Raw genomic sequence first — 18,046 nt, 5'->3', positions numbered from 1 at the left:
GGGGACGCGCTCGTTTTGCAAGCGGCCCGGCATTAGAGCGGGGGCTCGACGGGGCGGCGCACCGGCGGCGCCACCGTGGGCACGGACGGCGCCACGACGCCCATCGAGACGATGTACTTCAGCGCCGCGTCGACCGACATGTCGAGCTCGATGACCTCGCTCTTCGGCACCATCAGGAAGAAGCCCGACGTGGGGTTCGGCGTCGTCGGCACGTAGACGCTCACGTGCTCGTCCCTCAGGTGATTGACCACGTCACCGCCGGGAATGCCGGTCAGAAACGCGATCGTGTAGGAACCCCGGCGCGGATACTCGATCAGGAGCGCCTTGCGAAACGCATTGCCGCTGCTGGAAAGCAGCGTGTCCGACACCTGCTTGACGCTCGTGTAGAGCGGGCCGACCACCGGAATGTGGCGCAGCACCGCGTCCCACCACGTGACGAGCTTCTGGCCGATGAAGTTCTGCGTGAACAGGCCGACGATGAAAATGAACGCCAGCGTCAGGACCGCGCCGATGCCGGGCAGGTGAAAGCCCAACAGCCGCTCCGGTTGCCACGATTCGGGCAGCAGCAGCAGGGTCTGGTCCATCGTGCCAATGACGAGTCCGAGCACCCACAACGTGATCGCCAGCGGCACGAGCACCAGGAGACCAGTCAGAAACACGGATTTGAGCGTCGTCTTTTTCATGTGTACCGCCAGAAAACCGCGCCGGATGCCGATTGGCGCGGGGTAGCCCTATTCAGTGCCGGTTGGGCGCCCGCCTTCGGGCGCCTTGGGTTGCCGTGTGCGGCTAGGCGCTGGTGCTGCTCGTCGCAGCCGGCGCAGCGGCGGCGCTGGTCGTGCTCGTCGCCGGTGCTGCCGAAGCCGATGCGGAGCTTGCGCTTTCGCTCGAACCAGCGTCGGATTTGCCGCTGTCGGCCTTGGCCGGCTCGCCGCTCGCCGCGTCGCCGGATTTCGCACCGTTGGAGGCGTTCGCGCCGCCGCGGAAATCAGTGACGTACCAGCCGGAGCCTTTCAGTTGAAAACCAGCGGCCGTCACCTGCTTGCGAAACGTCTCTTTCGAGCACTCCGGGCACTGCGTCAACGGCGCATCGCTCATCTTCTGGAGCACGTCTTTTTCGAAGCCGCACGATTCGCAGCGATAGGCATAGATCGGCATGATTCCCTTCCCGGCTTTTCCCGACAAATAAACTTCGAGACGTTTGCAAAGCGTTGAATTATAGCTGCAAACCAGTTGTCCACCTGGAATTCCGGGACGGCGGCGGCGTACAGACCGGTGTCCGCAGGTGAGGCCGGCGCCGCGTAAATCAAGCCTCGACTACGACCGGCGGCGCCAGGTCAGCCATCGCTCACGCCCCGCGAAAACGGGAATCGAGCCGGTCACCGGTTCGTCCTCGATCAACTCGAAGTGAGGCGCCAGCAACGCGTCGAGCTCATCGCGCTCGATGCCGAACGGCGGCCCCTTGGGGGTGGCTCCGAGGAAGAAAAATCCCGCGAGCAGCGCCTGCGGTGCAAGCAAGGCAGCCATGCGCTCGGCGTAGTCGCGGCGGCGCGACGCCGGCAACGCGCACAGGAAGGCTCGCTCGTAGATCCATCCGGGCGCAAACGGCGGCTCATAGGCGAAGAAATCGGCTTGCTCGACGAGATCGGCGTGAGCGCCGAGTTGCGCTTTTGCCTCGGCGACCGCGCGCTCCGCGAAATCGATCGCCCGCACGGGCCAGCCCGCCTGCGCAAGCCACAGCGCTTCATAGGCGCTGCCGCAGCCCGGGATCAGGACCGGCCGCTTGTCGTGGCGCGCGGCAAAGGCGCGGAATGCATCGGGCACGCCGGCCTGGTCCCATGGCTTGTGACCCGCCTGGAAGCGTTCATCCCAGAACGCCGCGGCATTCGGGTCCCGCGCGCTGAAAATCGGGGCGTTCGGATCGAAATTCTCCGGCACGGACGGTTTTTTCGAATCGCTCATGGAGACACTCCCCTTCACTAGCCTACGCTTGTTCTGCTACGCCCCATAAGCCAAGGCAAGCCACACCCGGGCGACCACGGCTCCGACGCCCACTGCAATGCCGAACACCAGCAGGCCTTGCAGCAGGCGGTTCGTCCGTTTCTGCTCGAGCAGAATCATCCGCATCGCTTCTTCTTTCGCCCCGCGCGACGAATCGTGGCGATCGGACAGCACATGATGGATCAGCCGCGGCAACTGAGGCAGCGTCTTGCTCCACTGCGGCGCTTCGATCTTCAGCCGCTCGACCCATCCGCGCAAGCCGATCTGCTCGTTCATCCAGCGCTCGAGATAGGGCTTGGCCGTCTTCCAGAGATCCAGCTCCGGATCGAGCGAGCGGCCGAGCCCCTCGACGTTCAGCATGGTCTTTTGCAGCAGCACGAGCTGCGGCTGGATCTCGACATTGAAGCGGCGCGACGTCGAAAAGAGCCGCATCAGCACCTGCCCCAGCGAGATGTCCTTCAGCGCGCGATCGAAATACGGCTCGCACACCGCGCGAATCGCGCTTTCGAGCTCCTCGACGCGCGTGGTGGACGGCACCCAGCCCGACTCGAGGTGCAGCGTCGCGACCCGGTGGTAGTCGCGCTTGAAGAATGCGAGGAAGTTCTGCGCGAGGTAGTTCTTGTCGAAGTCGGACAGCGCGCCGATGATCCCGAAATCGAGCGCGATATAGCGCCCGAAATGCTCACGGCTCAGGCTCACCTGGATGTTGCCGGGGTGCATATCGGCGTGGAAGAAGCCGTCGCGGAACACCTGCGTGAAGAAGATCTCGACGCCTTCGCGCGCGAGCTTCGGAATGTCGACGCCAGCCGCGCGCAGCGTGTCGACCTGACTGATCGGCACGCCCACCATCCGCTCCATCACGAGCACGTTGGCCGTGCAGAACTCCCAGTACATTTCCGGCACGAGCAGCAGGTCGAGCCCGGCGAAATTGCGCCGCAGCTGGCTGCCGTTGGCTGCCTCGCGCATGAGGTCGAGCTCGTCGTGCAGGTATTTGTCGAACTCGGCGACGACCTCGCGTGGCTTCAGGCGCTTGCCGTCGGCCCACAGGCGCTCGGCCCAGATGGCGATGTCGCGCAGGAGCGCGAGATCGGAGTCGATCACGGGCAGCATGTTCGGCCGCAGCACCTTGACCGCCACCGCCTTGCCCACGTGCTGCCCGGCCTTCACCTTGGCGAAGTGCACCTGCGCGATCGACGCGCTCGCCACCGGCACCCGCTCGAACTCGTCGAACAGCTCGTCGACGGACGCGCCCAGCGACTTTTCGATGATGCCGATCGCCACCGCGGAATCGAACGGCGGCACCTGATCCTGGAGCTTCGCGAGCTCGGCGGCGATATCGGGGGAAAGGAGATCGCGGCGAGTCGACAGCACCTGCCCGAATTTGACGAAGATCGGGCCCAGGCTTTCGAGCGCGAGACGCAGCCGCACCGCGGGCGGCTCCTTGAAACGCCGTCCGAAGGTAGCGACACGCAGCAGCAGCCGCACCCGGCGGTCGTTGATGCGGGCGAGCATCATCTCGTCGAGGCCGAAACGGATGACGGTGAAAACGATCTTGATGAAACGCAGAAAACGCATGGGCGAATCCGGTGACTAGCGCGTGCCGCGCGACGTGGCGCTGCCGCCCGGCGCGCTGGCGCTCATGCGGGCTTCTGCCTTTTGCTCGATGCGCTCGACCCGCTTCTCGACGCGTGCGAGCGCGTCGCGCGCGCGCGCCAGCTCGGCGTTGAAGTCGGTGAGCGCCGTGCGGCGCACGAGCTGCGGATTCTCGTCGAGCAGATACTCGGCAACGGAATCGCGCAGATTGCGCCCGGCCCGCATCGCACGTTCGCCTGCGCTGCGAACCAGCGTAGCGACGCGGTAAGCCGGCGCATCGCCGATCAGCTTCGCGAGATCCTCCTCCGGCTCCCAGCGCAAATGCTCGGCGAGCTTCGCGATCTGCGTCGCGAACTCGGCGTCGCCTTCGATCCTCACGTGCTTCATCACCGCGGCCTGCCCACCTTGCACAAAGGCCGCCAGCGCATCGGCCGGCACCGAGATGGAGACGTCGCATTGCTGCGCTTCGCTCTCCTCGACGGCCGTCAGATAGCCATCAGGCTGCACGAGCAGCACCATGACGACAGGCGGACAAGCAAGCCGGGCAGTCTTGCCGGCATAAGGAGCGAGGCGCTCGCGGGCCCACGATTCGCGAGCGAGCAGGTGATTGACAGCGGAGGAAAAAGGCTTGGCGGCGAGGGTCATCGGGAGCGGGATGAAAAAACCCGCGCGGGCGACGGCCCGCGCGGGTTCCTATTGTAACGTCCGTTCGCCATCGGCCTGTCTAGACCGAACGGCCTACGAGACGCGGCTTCAGTGCGCGGTCAGCTGCTGGATACCCGCCAGCAACCAGCCTTCTCCCGCACGCGACGCCCTCGACAGGTTCCAAACTTCGGCGAACGGCTCGGCAGCAGCCGCCGCCGTTTCGCGGATCAAGCCGCTGAAGCGCACGCTCGCGAAGTACTCGCTGCCGCGGTCGACGACCTCGATCAGCTGCGCATCCAGCTGCACGACGTCGGTCTGGTTGCGCTCGGCGCCGCGCCCGTCGATATCGATCTTCAATTCGGCGAACATTTCCGGCGTAGTGAACTCGCGGATGTCGGCAAGATTGCCTTCGTCCCAAGCGGCCTGCAGGCGCACGAAATTGACCTTCGCGCTACGCAGGAACGCTTCCGTATCGAAGCCAGCCGGAACCGACGGCGCCGCGCTCACTTCCGGCGCCGCACCGAAACCTGCCGACGAGGAACCGAATGCCCCGGCCGCTGCCGGCTGCGCATACCGCGGCTCCTGCGGGTAGCCCGAACCCATGCCGCCCGCGTTCATCGAAGTGGCGCCTGCCCCGCCGTATGCCGGCTCGTTCTGACGGCGGCGCGACATGAACTTGCGGATCAGCCAGATCGCGGCCATCGCGATCAGCGCGATCACGATGAAATTGGCCATCGCGCCGGCGAACGCCTCGCCGAGCCCGAAGTGCGACAGGAGCGCCGCGATGCCGAGGCCCGCGGCCAGGCCGGCGATCGGCCCCAGCCAGCGCGAACGGTTGGACGCCGCGGCAGCCGGCGCCGGCTGGGCTGTTGCGGGACGCTGCAATTGCGACGGCTGCGTCGATTGCTGCTGCATCGGCTGCTGGGCGGGTGATGCGGAACGCTGCTGGACCGTCTGTGATTGGCGGCCGACGCTGCGGCCTCCGCCCATGCGTTTCGCTTCGGCATCAAGCGCAGCGAACGTGCCGACGACGATCAAACCGACCACAGCGGCCCGTCCGATTCGCCTTGCCAGCGAAGCTGAAAGCTTTTTGGAAGACACGGAAAGCGAAGCGGTCATGGATAAAATCCTTTGAAAGACAATGAGTTGGGAACACTAATACTTTGTCGCGACGTGCAAGGCTACCACGCCAGCTGACAAATTGTAATATTTGACGGCATCAAGGCCGACTTGTTCCATCATCGTCTTCAAAGTTTCCTGGTCCGGATGCATCCGGATCGATTCCGCCAGATAGCGATAGCTCTCGGCGTCCTTCGCGAACTTGTCGCCGAGCCACGGCAACACCCTGAACGAATAGACGTCGTAGGCTTTCTTCAGCGGATCCCACACCTTCGAGAATTCCAGCACCAGCAAGCGCCCGGCCGGCTTCAGCACGCGCCGCATCTCGGCGAGCGCGGCGTCCTTGTGCGTCATGTTGCGCAGGCCGAACGCCACCGTCACCACATCGAAGTAGTTGTCCGGAAAGGGAATTTTTTCGGCGTCGCAAAGCAGCGCCGGCGTGATGACGCCTTTGTCGAGCAGGCGGTCGCGGCCCACACGCAGCATCGATTCGTTGATGTCCGTGTGCCAGACCTCGCCCGCCGGGCCCGCCTGCTTCGCGAACGCCATCGACAGGTCGCCCGTGCCGCCCGCGATATCGAGCACCTTGAAGCCGGGCCGCACGTTCGCCTGCGCGATCGTGAACGCCTTCCACACGCGGTGCAGCCCGCCCGACATCAGGTCGTTCATCAAGTCGTAGTTGCTCGCCACCGAGTGGAACACGCCGGCAACCTTTTTCGCCTTGTCTTGTTCGTCGACTGCCTGAAAGCCGAAGTGGGTCTTGGTCATCGCGCTCGTCCTCTGTGTATTCTGAAATTGTTGCGCCGCACGATTTTGGCGGCAAGCAGCCGCGATCGTATCAGTGACGATGGCCGTGCGGGGTGTCGGATGCGGCCATCGGGGCGTCGCGGTCGACGCCCGCCGCTTCCAGTTTGTCGAGATACTCGCGCCAGAGTTCATCCTGCCGGGTCGCGAGGTCGTACAGCAGGTCCCAGGAATAGATGCCGGTCGAGTGGCCGTCGGAGAAGGTCGGCTGCAGCGCGTAGTTGCCGACGCCTTCGATCGCCACGATCGACACGTCGCGCTTGCCGGTCTGCAGCGTCTCCTGCCCCGGCCCGTGGCCGCGCACCTCGGCCGACGGCGAATAAACGCGCAGCAACTCGAACGACACCCGGTAAGTCTCGCCGTTCGCGTATTGAAGTTCGAGCACGCGCGATTTGGCGTGCACGACGACGCCGGTCGGCACCGGCGTGGCTGGGGTCAGTCCGGGCATCGCAACCTCGTCTGGCAATCGATAGATACAGACAGCCGCGGCGGCGCATGAGCACCGCTGCGGCCATCATCAAGCAAAGGCGCGTTCGATTTCGTGGCGCACCGCCTCGGCGAGCAGCGTGGCCTGGGCGCGCCGCTGCGACAGCAGCGCCTCCGAGACCGTGCGCTGGCGCGGCGCCCAGACGGGCAGCGGGAAATGGGCGTCGTTGGTGAAGCGCGGGATGACGTGCCAGTGCACGTGCGGCACCTGGTTGCCGAGGCTCGCGAGGTTCACCTTGACCGGCTGCATCACGCGCCGCATTGCGCGCTCGACCGCGTTGACCGCGCGCATCACGCGGTCGCGGCCCGCATCGTCGAGATCGGAAAACTCGGCGACGTGCTGGTTCCAGATAACCCGGCAAAAGCCCGGGTAATCATGTTCGTCGGCGAGGACGACGCGCAGCACGTCGTCCTGCCACAGCACGGCGCCGCCCTCTTCACGGCAGAATACGCATTCCATCGTCGGCCTCTAGCGGTAGGTACGTTTGGTGCCGGTATTAGACCAGCACTCGTTCGATCCCGCCATTGTTCGCGCGCTGCACATAGTCGGCCATCCAGTCTTCCCCGAGCACGTGGCGCGCGATTTCGACGACGATGTAGTCGGCTTCGACGTTCGCATCCTCGTTGTAGCGCGACAGCCCCTGCAGGCACGACGGGCAGCTCGTCAGGATCTTGACGTCCGGCGCCGCGCCATTGGCTGCAGGGGCCAAGCCGTTGCTTGCGCCGTTCGGCTGCGCGCCGCCCGCCACAACCGGGATGCTACGCAGCTTGGCCGCCCCCTTCCTGATCTCCTCTTCCTTGCGGAAGCGCACCTGCGTCGAGATGTCCGGGCGCGTGACCGCGAGCGTGCCCGATTCGCCACAGCAACGCTCGCTCTTTTCGATCTTGTAGCCGTCCTTCTCCGAGCCCATCAGCTCATTGACGAGCTTCACCGGGTCGATGGTCTTGATCGGCGTGTGGCACGGGTCGTGGTACATGTAGCGCGTGCCCTTCACGCCGTCGAGCTTGATGCCCTTCTCCAGCAGGAACTCGTGGATGTCGATGATCCGGCAGCCCGGGAAGATCTTCTCGAATTCGTAGCCCGCCAGCTGGTCGTAGCAAGTGCCGCACGACACCACCACAGTCTTGATGTCGAGATAGTTCAGCGTGTTTGCGACGCGGTGGAACAGCACGCGGTTGTCGGTGACGATCTTCTCGGCCTTGTCGTACTGGCCCGCGCCGCGCTGCGGGTAGCCGCAGCACAGGTAGCCCGGCGGCAGCACCGTCTGCACGCCCGCTTCCCAAAGCATCGCCTGCGTCGCGAGCCCGACCTGCGAGAACAGGCGCTCGGAGCCGCAGCCCGGGAAGTAGAACACCGCTTCCGAATCGACGGTCGTCGTCTTCGGGTTGCGGATGATCGGCACGATCTTGTTGTCCTCGATGTCGAGCAGCGCGCGCGCAGTCTTCTTCGGCAGGTTGCCCGGCATCTTCTTGTTGACGAAGTGGATCACCTGCTCGACCACGGGCGGCTTGCCGGTCGTCGCGGGCGGGTGCGCGGTCTGCTTTTTCGCGACCTTCTTCAGCATGTCGTTGGCGAGGCGCTGCGCCTTGTAGCCGAAGCCCATCATCGCGGCGCGCGCGACGTTGATCGTCTGCGGATTGGTCGCGTTCAGGAAGAACATGCCCGCGGCCGAGCCCGCGTTGAACTTCTTCTTGCCCATCTTGCGCAACAGGTTGCGCATGTTCATCGTCACGTCGCCGAAGTCGATTTTCACCGGGCACGGCGTCGCGCACTTGTGGCAAACCGTGCAATGGTCGGCCACGTCGTTGAACTCGTCCCAGTGCTTGATCGACACGCCGCGGCGCGTCTGCTCTTCGTACAGGAAGGCTTCGATCAGGAGCGACGTCGCGAGAATCTTGTTGCGCGGGCTGTACAGCAGGTTCGCGCGCGGCACGTGGGTCGCGCACACGGGCTTGCACTTGCCGCAGCGCAGGCAGTCCTTCACGGAATCGGAAATCGCGCCGATGTCGGACTGCTGCATGATCAGCGACTCGTAGCCCATCAGGCCGAAGCTCGGCGTGTAGGCGTTGCGCAGGTCGGCGCCTTCCAGCAGCTTGCCCTTGTTGAAACGCCCTTCCGGATCGACGCGCTTCTTGTACTCGCGGAATTCGCCGATCTCGGCGTCGGTCAGGAACTCGAGCTTCGTGATGCCGATGCCGTGCTCGCCGGAAATCACGCCGTCGAGCGAGCGCGCGAGCGTCATGATGCGCGCGACGGCCTTGTGCGCGTCCTGCAGCATCTCGTAGTTGTCGGAGTTGACCGGAATGTTCGTGTGGACGTTGCCGTCGCCCGCGTGCATGTGCAGCGCGACGAACACGCGGCCGCGCAGCACCTGCTTGTGCACGGCCTGCGCTTCGTCGAGGATCGGCTTGAACTCGCCGCCGTTGAAGATCTGCCGCAGCTCGGCGCGAATCTCCTGCTTCCACGACACGCGCACCGTGCGGTCCTGCGTCACGTCGAACACGCGCGCGCCGGGCTGGATGTCGACGCGGTCCGCGAACTTCTCCGCGAGCGCTTCGTAGCCGAGCTGCAGCAGATGGTGCTGAGCTTCGGCGAGCGGCATGTCGAGGTGATCGCGCAGGAACTCCCAGCGCACGCGCACGCGCTGCAGCAGCTCGAGGGCGTGCTGCACGCGGTCTTCGAGCAGCTCGGCGCTCGGGATCTCGTTGGCGTCGTCGCTCTTGCCGAGCGGCAGCTTGCCGCCCTTGAAGAACGCTTCGAGCGCGCCGACAAGCTGCAGCTTGTTCTTGATCGACAGCTCGATGTTGATCCGCTCGATGCCGTCGGTGTACTCGCCCATCCGGTTGAGCGGGATCACGACGTCTTCGTTGATCTTGAACGCGTTAGTGTGCTTGGCGATGGCGGCCGTGCGGCTGCGGTCGAGCCAGAAGCGCTTGCGCGCTTCGGCGCTCACCGCGACGAAGCCCTCGCCGCTCTTGCCGTTTGCCATCCGGACGACTTCGGAGGTGGCCGTGGCGACCGCATCGGCATCATCGCCGACGATATCGCCGATCAGCACCATCTTCGGGAACGCGTTGCGCTTGCTCTTCGTCGCGTAGCCGACCGCGCGCAGGTAGCGCTCGTCGAGGTGCTCGAGGCCCGCGAGAATCGCGCCGCCCTGCTTCGACGTCTCGAACAGGTAGTCCTTGATCTCGACGATGCTCGGGATCGCCTCGCGCGCCTGGCCGAAGAACTCGAGGCAGACGGTGCGCGTATGCGCGGGCATCTTGTGCAGCACCCAGCGCGCGGACGTGATGAGCCCGTCGCAGCCTTCCTTCTGCACGCCGGGCAGGCCGGCGAGAAATTTATCGGTGACGTCCTTGCCGAGGCCTTCCTTGCGGAAGCGCTTGCCTTCGATGTCGAGCGTCTCGGTGCGCAAGAGCTTTTCGCCCGGCGCGTACTCGCCGTCGAACCACTTCAGCTCGAAGCGAGCGACCGCGATGTCGTGGATCTTGCCGAGGTTGTGCTCGAGGCGCGTGACTTCGAGCCAGTTGCCTTGCGGGTCGACCATCCGCCACCAGGCGAGATTGTCGAGCGCCGTGCCCCACAGCACGGCCTTCTTGCCGCCCGCGTTCATCGCGACGTTGCCGCCGATGCAGGAAGCGTCGAGGGAAGTCGGATCGACCGCGAACACATAGCCCGCCGCTTCGGCCGCCTCGGTCACGCGGCGCGTGACGACGCCCGCGCCCGAGAAGATCGTCGGCACCTTGCGCGCGACGCCCGGCAGCTCGGTCAGCTCGATCGCGCCCAGCTGCTCCAGCTTCTCGGTGTTGATGACGGCCGAGAACGGCGTGAGCGGCACCGCACCGCCCGTGTAGCCCGTGCCGCCGCCGCGCGGAATCACCGTGAGGCCGAGCTCGAAGCAGGCCTTGATGAGGCCGGCGATCTCGGCTTCGGTATCGGGCGTCAGCACGACGAACGGGTATTCGACGCGCCAGTCGGTTGCGTCAGTCACGTGGGAGACGCGCGAGAGGCCGTCGAAGCGGATGTTGTCCTTCTGCGTGCAGCGGCCCAGCACCCTGGTGGCGCGGCGGCGCAGCTCGGCGCTCTTGTCGAATTCGGCGGCGAATTCCTCGACCGCGCGGCGCGCGGCGATCACGAGCGTCTCGACGCGCGCGGCGCGCTCCACGCTGCCGGCATCCTCGCGATGCTCCGACAAATCGGCGCGGCGCCGCTTCTCGATTTCGTTCAGGCGGTGGTCGAGCGCTTCGATCAGGAGCGCGCGGCGCTTCGGATTGTCGAGCAGGTCGTCCTGCAGGTAGGGATTGCGGCGCACGACCCAGATGTCGCCCAGCACTTCGTACAGCATCCGCGCCGAGCGGCCGGTGCGGCGTTCGGCGCGCAGCTCGTCGAGCACGGCCCAGGCATCGTCGCCCAAGAGACGGATGACGATTTCGCGGTCGGAGAACGACGTGTAGTTGTAGGGAATTTCGCGCAAGCGCGGTTCGGGATCGGCAGCCAGGGCGGCGGCGGCGCCGTTCGGATCGAAAACTTGAGGTGCGTTCATGGTCGGACGACTCTATGTGCCGGCGGCCCGCTCGTTGACGAGCACTCGGCCGGCATGCGCATGGGGCGCAATTCTAGGGATTCTTCTCTGGGGCGAAGCGCAAACCGCTGCTCAAGCGCGCAATGCCGAACTGCAAGACACGACAAGGCGCGAGCGCGCGGGCCTTCGCAAATCAGATGCAGCTACACGATCGTGCGTGACGGACGTGCCGCTGCGCCGCGGGACAGGCGTCGCGCGAAGTCGGCATCAAATGGGCGGTCCGTGGCTGCCAGTGCATCTTCCGATCCTTGTTTCAAAACGGAATTCTACCCCATGATCTCAATACGCGTAGATGCTCGAAATCTGCCGAAACCGATGTTCACGCGACCGAAACGCGCGTTGGCGGGCAAAGTTTCCGCATGAAAATTTACCGAACGGACGGTTGGCAAAATGCCCGTACCGGCCCGAATTCATCGGCCCGTATCGGAGGAATCGAAGCCGATAGCGCTATCATTCATCTTTTCCCTGCCTTTTTACGTACTGCCGAGCGCATCGCGCGTCATCCCATGGCTTCTCACGATTACCTGAAGAAAATCCTCACGGCGCGCGTCTACGACGTCGCCCGCGAAACCGAGCTCGAACCCGCCCGCAACCTGTCCGCCCGGTTGAAGAACCGTGTCTACCTGAAGCGCGAAGACAATCAGCCCGTCTTCTCGTTCAAGCTGCGCGGCGCCTACAACAAGATGGCGCATATTCCGGCCGATGCGCTCGCGCGCGGCGTGATTACGGCCTCGGCGGGCAACCACGCGCAAGGCGTGGCGTACTCGGCGGCGAAGATGGGCGTGAAAGCGGTGATCGTGGTGCCGGTGACGACGCCCCAGGTCAAGGTCGATGCCGTGCGCGCCCACGGCGGCCCGACCGTCGAGGTGGTGCAGGCGGGCGAATCGTATAGCGACGCCTACGCGCACGCCGTGAAGCTCCAGGAAGAGCGCGGCCTGACCTTCGTGCACCCGTTCGACGACCCGTACGTGATCGCCGGCCAGGGCACGGCCGCGATGGAGATCCTGAGCCAGCACCAAGCCCCGATCCACGCGATCTTCGTGCCGATCGGCGGCGGCGGGCTGGCGGCGGGCGTCGCCGCCTATGTGAAATCGGTGCGCCCGGAGATCAAGGTCATCGGCGTGCAAGCCGAGGATTCGTGCGCGATGGCGCAGTCGATCAAGGCCGGCGAACGCGTGACGCTCGCCGAAGTGGGCCTCTTCGCCGACGGCACCGCGGTCAAGCTCGTCGGCGAGGAGACGTTCCGCCTGTGCCGCGAATACCTCGACGAAGTGCTGACGGTCAACACCGATGCCCTCTGTGCGGCGATCAAGGACGTCTTCCTCGACACGCGCAGCGTCCTCGAGCCGTCCGGCGCGCTCTCGGTGGCAGGCGCGAAGCAATACGCGGAGCGCGACGGCATCGAGAACGAAACGCTGATCGCGGTCACCTCCGGCGCGAACATGAACTTCGACCGCATGCGCTTCGTCGCCGAACGGGCCGAGGTCGGCGAGGCGCGCGAAGCGGTGTTCGCCGTGACGATCCCCGAAGAGCGCGGCAGCTTCAAGCGCTTTTGCGAGCTCGTCGGCGCTCGCAATGTCACCGAGTTCAACTACCGGATCGCCGATGCAAAATCCGCGCATATCTTCGTCGGCGTGCAGATCAAGAGCCGCGGCGAGTCCGACGTGATTGCGAAAAACTTCGAGGCGCACGGCTTCGCCACCGTCGACCTGACCCATGACGAGCTCTCGAAACAGCACATCCGCTACATGGTCGGGGGCCACTCGCCGCTCGCGCACGACGAGCGCCTGTTCCGCTTCGAGTTTCCGGAGCGGCCGGGCGCGCTGATGAAGTTCCTGTCGTCGATGGCGCCGAACTGGAACATCAGCCTGTTCCACTACCGCAACCAGGGCGCGGACTACAGCTCGATTCTCGTCGGCATCCAGGTGCCGGCCGCGGAAGACGCCGAGTTCCAGCAGTTCCTGTCGACGCTCGGCTATCCGTACTGGGACGAGAGCAAGAACCCGGTCTACCGGCTGTTCCTCGCTTGACCGGGCTGGAGCGCGCGCATGGCTTTCTCGCTCGATGACAAGCTGGTCGTGGCGATCTCGTCGCGGGCATTGTTCGACTTCGAGGAGGAGAACCGAGTCTTCGAGCAGGGCGACCTGAAGGCCTACGAAGCGCTGCAGCGCTCGCGCCTGAACGTCGCTGCCAAGCCAGGCGTTGCATTCGCGCTGATCCGCAAGCTGCTCGCGCTCAATGCGGGAGCGCATCACCGCGTCGAAGTCGTGCTGCTCTCGCGCAGTGATCCGATCAGCGGCCTGCGCGCATTCCGCTCGTGCGCCGAGCATGGGCTCGCGATCGAGCGCGGCGTGTTCACGCGCGGGCGCGCGCCGTTCGGGTATCTGCAGGCGCTGAACGCGTCGCTGTTTTTGTCCGCGAATCAGGACGACGTGCGCGATGCGCTCGCATCAGGCTTTGCGGCGGCGCGCGTGTTGCCCGAATCGGCGCGCATGGCGAGCACCTATCCCGACGAGATCCGCATCGCCTTCGACGGCGACGCCGTGCTGTTCTCCGACGAGGCCGAGCGCGTCTTCCAGGCGCAGGGCATCCGCGCGTTCGTCAGCCACGAGCTCGACAACAAGGACCTGCCGCTCGCCGACGGTCCCTTGAAACCGCTGCTCCAAGCGCTCCACAAGCTTCAAAAGCTCGCGGACGGCGGCGTGAAGCCGCGCATCCGCACGGCTTTGGTCACCGCGCGCTCGGCGCCGGCGCACGAGCGTGCGATCCGCACCCTGATGGCCTGGAACATCGAAATCGACGAAGCGATGTTCCTCGGCGGACTCGACAAAGGCGCGTTCCTGCGCGAGTTCGAGCCCGACTTCTTCTTCGACGATCAAATCCGCCATTGCGAGTCGGCGCGCGTCGTCACGGCGACCGGCCACGTGGTGAGCGGCATCGTGAACGCATCATGACACCCGAACACTCCCCTCTCGGCAAGACCACGACGTACAGCGAGCAGTACGACCCGACGCTGCTCTTCCCGATCCCCCGCAGCAAGGCGCGCGAGGAAATCGGCATCGGCGCGCAATTGCCATTCTTCGGCACCGACATCTGGAACGCCTACGAGCTGTCGTGGCTGAACCCGCGCGGCAAGCCGCAGATCGCGATCGCGACGTTCTATATCCCGGCCGATTCGCCGAACATCGTCGAGTCGAAGTCGTTCAAGCTGTATCTGGGCTCGTTCGCGCAGACGCAAGTCGAGTCGCTCGATGCGCTGCGCGACATGCTCAAGCGCGATGTGTCGGCGGCGGCGGGGGCAAGCGTGTCGGTGCGTCTGGCGACGCCGTCGGCGGAGTTCGCGAAGTTGAAGCTCGAGGAGTTCGAGGGGCTGTCGCTCGACAGGCTCGATCTCGACGCCGATGTCTATCACCCCGATCCTTCGTTGCTGAAGGCGGCGCTCAATGAAGCGCCGGTGGAGGAGACGCTGTTTTCGAACCTGCTGAAGTCGAACTGCCCGGTGACGGGGCAGCCCGACTGGGGCAGCGTGCAGGTCCACTACGTCGGTCCGCAGATCGACCATGCAGGGCTCTTGCGCTACATCATTTCGTATCGCAGCCATACGGGCTTTCACGAGCAATGTGTCGAGCGGATCTTCGTCGACATCATGCGCGAATGCCAGCCGGTGAAGCTCGCGGTCTACGCGCGCTATACGCGGCGTGGCGGGCTCGACATCAATCCGTTCCGCACCAGCTATAACCTGCCGATGCCGGATAACGCGCGGCTCGCACGGCAATAGGGTTAGACCTAGCAGTCTCGTCCACGAGCTGGGCCCGTTGTTATGGCCTAAAGCAGCGAGTGCTGTAGCGGCGCGCGATGCTCGCGGACCTTGCTGATCCGGTACTCTGTCTTCAGCGTACCGTCGGCGATCGTCTGAATCTGCCGAAGCTCGACGATGAGCACATCCCCCTTGCCGAATCGTTCGCCAGCATCGACTTTGGCAAGAAACGCCTCGTCGTCAAGGGCGGCGAAGAACGGGTACTGACCATCGTGAACCCGCCACTTATTGCCATCCTTGAACACGACCGACTCGAGCAACAGAACCTTTCGGGACGTCGAATCGGAGACCACCTCACCATCATTGTCGAAGACGGCAAACGACGCCAGTTCATCGGCCTCGACAACGAGCTCCACTTTGTCGTTACGAAGGATGCCGAAATTCATGATGCCGTCACGCTCCAGAGGTGAGAGCGTTTTATGAAGACTCGTTCGGATCGTTTTATTGCGCCATAGCCGAACGACTCGCTCGTCGATCTCGATCGTTTCGGCTTCGGTAATCCAAACCTTGGAAACCTCCCCCGTCTGCTCGATACGATGCGGACGTCGACCTTGCAACTTTCGCGCAAGGTGAATAAGCCCGCCGCCTCCAATCAGCCCCAACATTCCAAGGATCGTATAGGCATTCGAAATTGCAGATGCGTTCGCACCGGCAAACATGTCGCGCAGTTGCGTGAGCAGGTTCTGAACAAAAATCAGATCGAGGTGGAACGATCCGGCCTTGAAGCTCTCTTTCACTTCCACTCGGACGTCCGCGGAGTCGCCATTTAACTCCTTGTTCGCCGCTGCGAACAGGTCCGAGATCGCGACAAGCGCAGGCGCCAGATCGCGAACATCCATGCGGTGTTCGGCCAGAGCGGGGCCGTCATAAACGACGTTGAAGTGTTCGTGATTGTTCATATCAGCATTATGCGGTTTCCCCGGCCCGTCCGCCGCATATCACGCACCGATCTTTTTTACCGAACTGACCGCCGAAGGCAAAGTCGGAGGTCAGTTCGTTATCTTAAACTGCAAACGGCGTCACGCCTTCCCCGCCGGCGCCTTGTACGCAACGCAATCCACTTCCACCTTGCAGTCGATCACCATGCTCGACTGCACACACGCGCGTGCCGGCGGATTCGCGCCGAAGTACGACAAAAACACCTTGTTGAACGACGCGAAATCGCGCGCATCGTCGAGCCACACGCCGCAGCGCACGACATGCTCCGGGCCGTAGCCCGCTTCCTCGAGGATCGCGATCACGTTCTCGATCGCCTGCTTCGATTGCGTGACGATGCCGCCCTCGACCACCTCGCCGTTGACCATCGGCGTCTGGCCCGACACGTACAGCCAGCCATCCGCCTCAACCGCCCGCGCAAACGGCATCACCTGACCGCCGGTACCCTTGGCATCGCCAACTCCATAACGCTTCATCGCCTTTCACTCCTTCTCGTGGGTTGCGGCGCGCGCCGTGCCGGCCCGCACCTTCACTGTTGACTGGTTTCGCCTGCGGCGTCGATCGACGCCGATCGGAATCAGAACGCCCCGTGCGCATCGCCCAACGACCGCGCGCCGCGCGCGACGAAGTGGCCGGCACGCTCGCCTGTCGGCTGCCCGTCGCGGTACGACAGCACGCCGTTCACCCAGACCGCCTCGATGCCGTCCGCGGGCTGCTGCGGGTTGTCGAAGGTGGCGGCATCGCGCACGCGCGCCGGATCGAACAGGACGAGATCGGCGTGGTAGCCGACGTGGATCTCGCCGCGCTGCGCAAGCCCGAAGCGCCGCGCAGACAGCCCCGTCATCTTGCGCACAGCCTCCTCGAGCAGGATCAAATGCGCGTCGCGCGCGTAGTGGCCGAGCACACGCGGGAACGCGCCCCACAAGCGCGGATGCGGCAGCGGATCGTTCGGCAGGCCGTCGGAGCCGACCATCGTCGCCGGGTGCGACAGGATGCGCCGCACGTCCTCTTCCGACATGTTGTGATAGACCGCTCCCGCCGGCTGCAGGCGCTCGGCGGCCTCGCGCTGCGTCACGCCCCAAACGGCTGCGATGTCCTTCACGAGCTTGCCCGCCATCTCGGGATGCGGCGTCGACCACGTGATCGTGATATCGATCTCGCCCGTCACCTGCTTGAGATCGAGCGTCGACGAGCTGCGATTGTAGGGATAGCAGTCGCAGCCGACCGGCTGCATGCGCCGCGCGCCTTCGAGCGACGCGAGCACTTCGGTGCTGCGCCCCCAGTTCGACGGCCCCGCGCACTTCAGGTGCGAGATCACCACGGGCACGCGCGCGTGGCGGCCGACGCGGTACGCCTCGTCCATCGCGTCGAGGATCGCGTCGAACTCGGTGCGCATGTGCGTCGTGTAGAGCGCGCCCGCCGCCGCGAGCGGCTCGGCGAGCGCCATCACTTCCTCCGTCGGCGCGGCCAAGGCCGAGCCGTACGCGAGCCCCGAGCTGAGCCCGAGCGCGCCGTGCGCGAGCGCTTCCTCGAGCTGCGCGCACATCGCTTCGATCTCGGCCGCGCTCGCGGCCCTATCGAGCCGGTCCATCTGGTTGTTGCGCAGCGCCGTGTGCCCGATCAGCGCCGCGACGTTGACGGCCGGCCGCGCCGCGTTCACCGCGTCGACATAGGCGGCGAAGGTCGGATAGCGGAACGCGTCGCGCTCACCGAGCAGGTTCATCGGATCGGGCGGATCGCCCTTCAACGTAACCGGCGACGCGCTGATCCCGCAGTTGCCGACGATAACCGTCGTCACGCCTTGCGAGATCTTCGGCAGCATCTGCGGCGCGCGGATCACGTGGGTGTCGTCGTGCGTGTGGACGTCGATGAAACCGGGTGCAAGCGCATGCCCGTTCGCCTCGACGACCTCCTCGGCGAGCCAGTTCGACAGGTTGCCGATCGCCGCGATCTTGCCGCCGCGCAGCGCGACGTCGCGCTCGACAGGCGGCGCGCCCGTGCCGTCGTAGAGTTGCGCGCCAACGATCAGCGTATCGGCAGCTTCCGGATGCGAGTGCATGAG

Annotated in this window: 16 protein-coding genes; 3 read left to right on the top strand and 13 right to left on the bottom strand. The window is 65.0% G+C overall.

The annotated features are described in order from the left end of the window. Positions 1-32 precede the first annotated feature (32 nt). From FAZ69_RS12110 to FAZ69_RS12065, 10 genes are all read right to left on the bottom strand, one after another. Positions 33-683: a DUF502 domain-containing protein gene (locus FAZ69_RS12110; protein ID WP_136894628.1), complete on the bottom strand. Its 651-nt coding sequence runs from the start codon at positions 681-683 to the stop codon at positions 33-35. A 103-nt stretch (positions 684-786) separates the two neighbouring features. Further along, a complete protein-coding gene (locus tag FAZ69_RS12105) occupies positions 787-1,155 on the bottom strand; it encodes an FmdB family zinc ribbon protein (protein ID WP_136894627.1) in 369 nt (122 codons plus the stop codon). A 159-nt stretch (positions 1,156-1,314) separates the two neighbouring features. Next, a complete protein-coding gene (locus tag FAZ69_RS12100) occupies positions 1,315-1,959 on the bottom strand; it encodes a class I SAM-dependent methyltransferase (RefSeq protein ID WP_136894625.1) in 645 nt (214 codons plus the stop codon). Positions 1,960-1,995: 36 nt separating this feature from the next. Continuing rightward, the gene (ubiB, locus tag FAZ69_RS12095) at positions 1,996-3,573 is read right to left on the bottom strand and encodes a ubiquinone biosynthesis regulatory protein kinase UbiB (protein ID WP_136894623.1); all 1,578 of its coding nucleotides are present in this window, start codon (positions 3,571-3,573) and stop codon (positions 1,996-1,998) included. 15 nt (positions 3,574-3,588) lie between these two features. Beyond that, the gene (locus tag FAZ69_RS12090; protein WP_136894621.1) at positions 3,589-4,236 is read right to left on the bottom strand and encodes a ubiquinone biosynthesis accessory factor UbiJ; all 648 of its coding nucleotides are present in this window, start codon (positions 4,234-4,236) and stop codon (positions 3,589-3,591) included. 108 nt (positions 4,237-4,344) lie between these two features. After that, positions 4,345-5,355, bottom strand: a complete 1,011-nt coding sequence (locus FAZ69_RS12085; protein WP_136894619.1) for a Tim44 domain-containing protein — start codon at positions 5,353-5,355, stop codon at positions 4,345-4,347. 36 nt (positions 5,356-5,391) lie between these two features. After that, complete coding sequence (gene ubiE / locus FAZ69_RS12080) at positions 5,392-6,123, bottom strand: bifunctional demethylmenaquinone methyltransferase/2-methoxy-6-polyprenyl-1,4-benzoquinol methylase UbiE (RefSeq protein ID WP_136894617.1); 732 nt, start codon at positions 6,121-6,123, stop codon at positions 5,392-5,394. Positions 6,124-6,193: 70 nt separating this feature from the next. Beyond that, positions 6,194-6,607 (bottom strand): gamma-butyrobetaine hydroxylase family protein, encoded by a 414-nt coding sequence (locus FAZ69_RS12075; RefSeq protein ID WP_136894615.1) that lies wholly within the window; start codon positions 6,605-6,607, stop codon positions 6,194-6,196. A gap of 69 nt (positions 6,608-6,676) precedes the next feature. Continuing rightward, positions 6,677-7,105, bottom strand: coding sequence for an HIT family protein (locus FAZ69_RS12070; RefSeq protein WP_136894611.1), 429 nt, complete (start codon positions 7,103-7,105; stop codon positions 6,677-6,679). Between the two features lie 37 nt (positions 7,106-7,142). Beyond that, the gene (locus FAZ69_RS12065; protein ID WP_136894609.1) at positions 7,143-11,192 is read right to left on the bottom strand and encodes a DUF3683 domain-containing protein; all 4,050 of its coding nucleotides are present in this window, start codon (positions 11,190-11,192) and stop codon (positions 7,143-7,145) included. 530 nt (positions 11,193-11,722) lie between these two features. Between FAZ69_RS12065 and ilvA the strand changes: the two genes are divergently transcribed. Genes ilvA through queF form a run of 3 tightly spaced genes read left to right on the top strand, consistent with a single transcriptional unit; the run spans position 11,723 to position 15,009 of the window. After that, positions 11,723-13,261 (top strand): threonine ammonia-lyase, biosynthetic, encoded by a 1,539-nt coding sequence (gene ilvA / locus FAZ69_RS12060; RefSeq protein WP_439654766.1) that lies wholly within the window; start codon positions 11,723-11,725, stop codon positions 13,259-13,261. A gap of 18 nt (positions 13,262-13,279) precedes the next feature. Next, on the top strand, positions 13,280-14,185 hold the full coding sequence (locus tag FAZ69_RS12055) for a 5'-nucleotidase (protein WP_136894605.1): 906 nt from the start codon (positions 13,280-13,282) through the stop codon (positions 14,183-14,185). Beyond that, entirely contained in the window at positions 14,182-15,009 is an 828-nt protein-coding gene (queF, locus tag FAZ69_RS12050; protein ID WP_136894603.1) for an NADPH-dependent 7-cyano-7-deazaguanine reductase QueF, read from the top strand. Before FAZ69_RS12055 ends, queF begins: the two co-directional genes overlap by 4 nt. 47 nt (positions 15,010-15,056) lie before the next feature. Here queF and FAZ69_RS12045 read toward each other — a convergent pair whose 3' ends face one another. From FAZ69_RS12045 to FAZ69_RS12035, 3 genes are all read right to left on the bottom strand, one after another. Continuing rightward, the gene (locus FAZ69_RS12045; RefSeq protein ID WP_169708612.1) at positions 15,057-15,947 is read right to left on the bottom strand and encodes an LAPAL motif-containing putative phage structural protein; all 891 of its coding nucleotides are present in this window, start codon (positions 15,945-15,947) and stop codon (positions 15,057-15,059) included. A gap of 120 nt (positions 15,948-16,067) precedes the next feature. Then, the gene (locus tag FAZ69_RS12040) at positions 16,068-16,460 is read right to left on the bottom strand and encodes a RidA family protein (RefSeq protein WP_136894601.1); all 393 of its coding nucleotides are present in this window, start codon (positions 16,458-16,460) and stop codon (positions 16,068-16,070) included. Positions 16,461-16,561: 101 nt separating this feature from the next. Further along, positions 16,562-18,043, bottom strand: a complete 1,482-nt coding sequence (locus FAZ69_RS12035) for an N-acyl-D-amino-acid deacylase family protein (protein WP_136894599.1) — start codon at positions 18,041-18,043, stop codon at positions 16,562-16,564. Between the last annotated feature and the right edge of the window lie 3 nt (positions 18,044-18,046).

Origin of the sequence: Trinickia terrae (assembly GCF_005144415.1) — a bacterium.
GTDB classification, from domain to species: Bacteria; Pseudomonadota; Gammaproteobacteria; order Burkholderiales; family Burkholderiaceae; genus Trinickia_A; species Trinickia_A terrae.
This window is presented reverse-complemented; position numbering and strand designations above follow the sequence as displayed.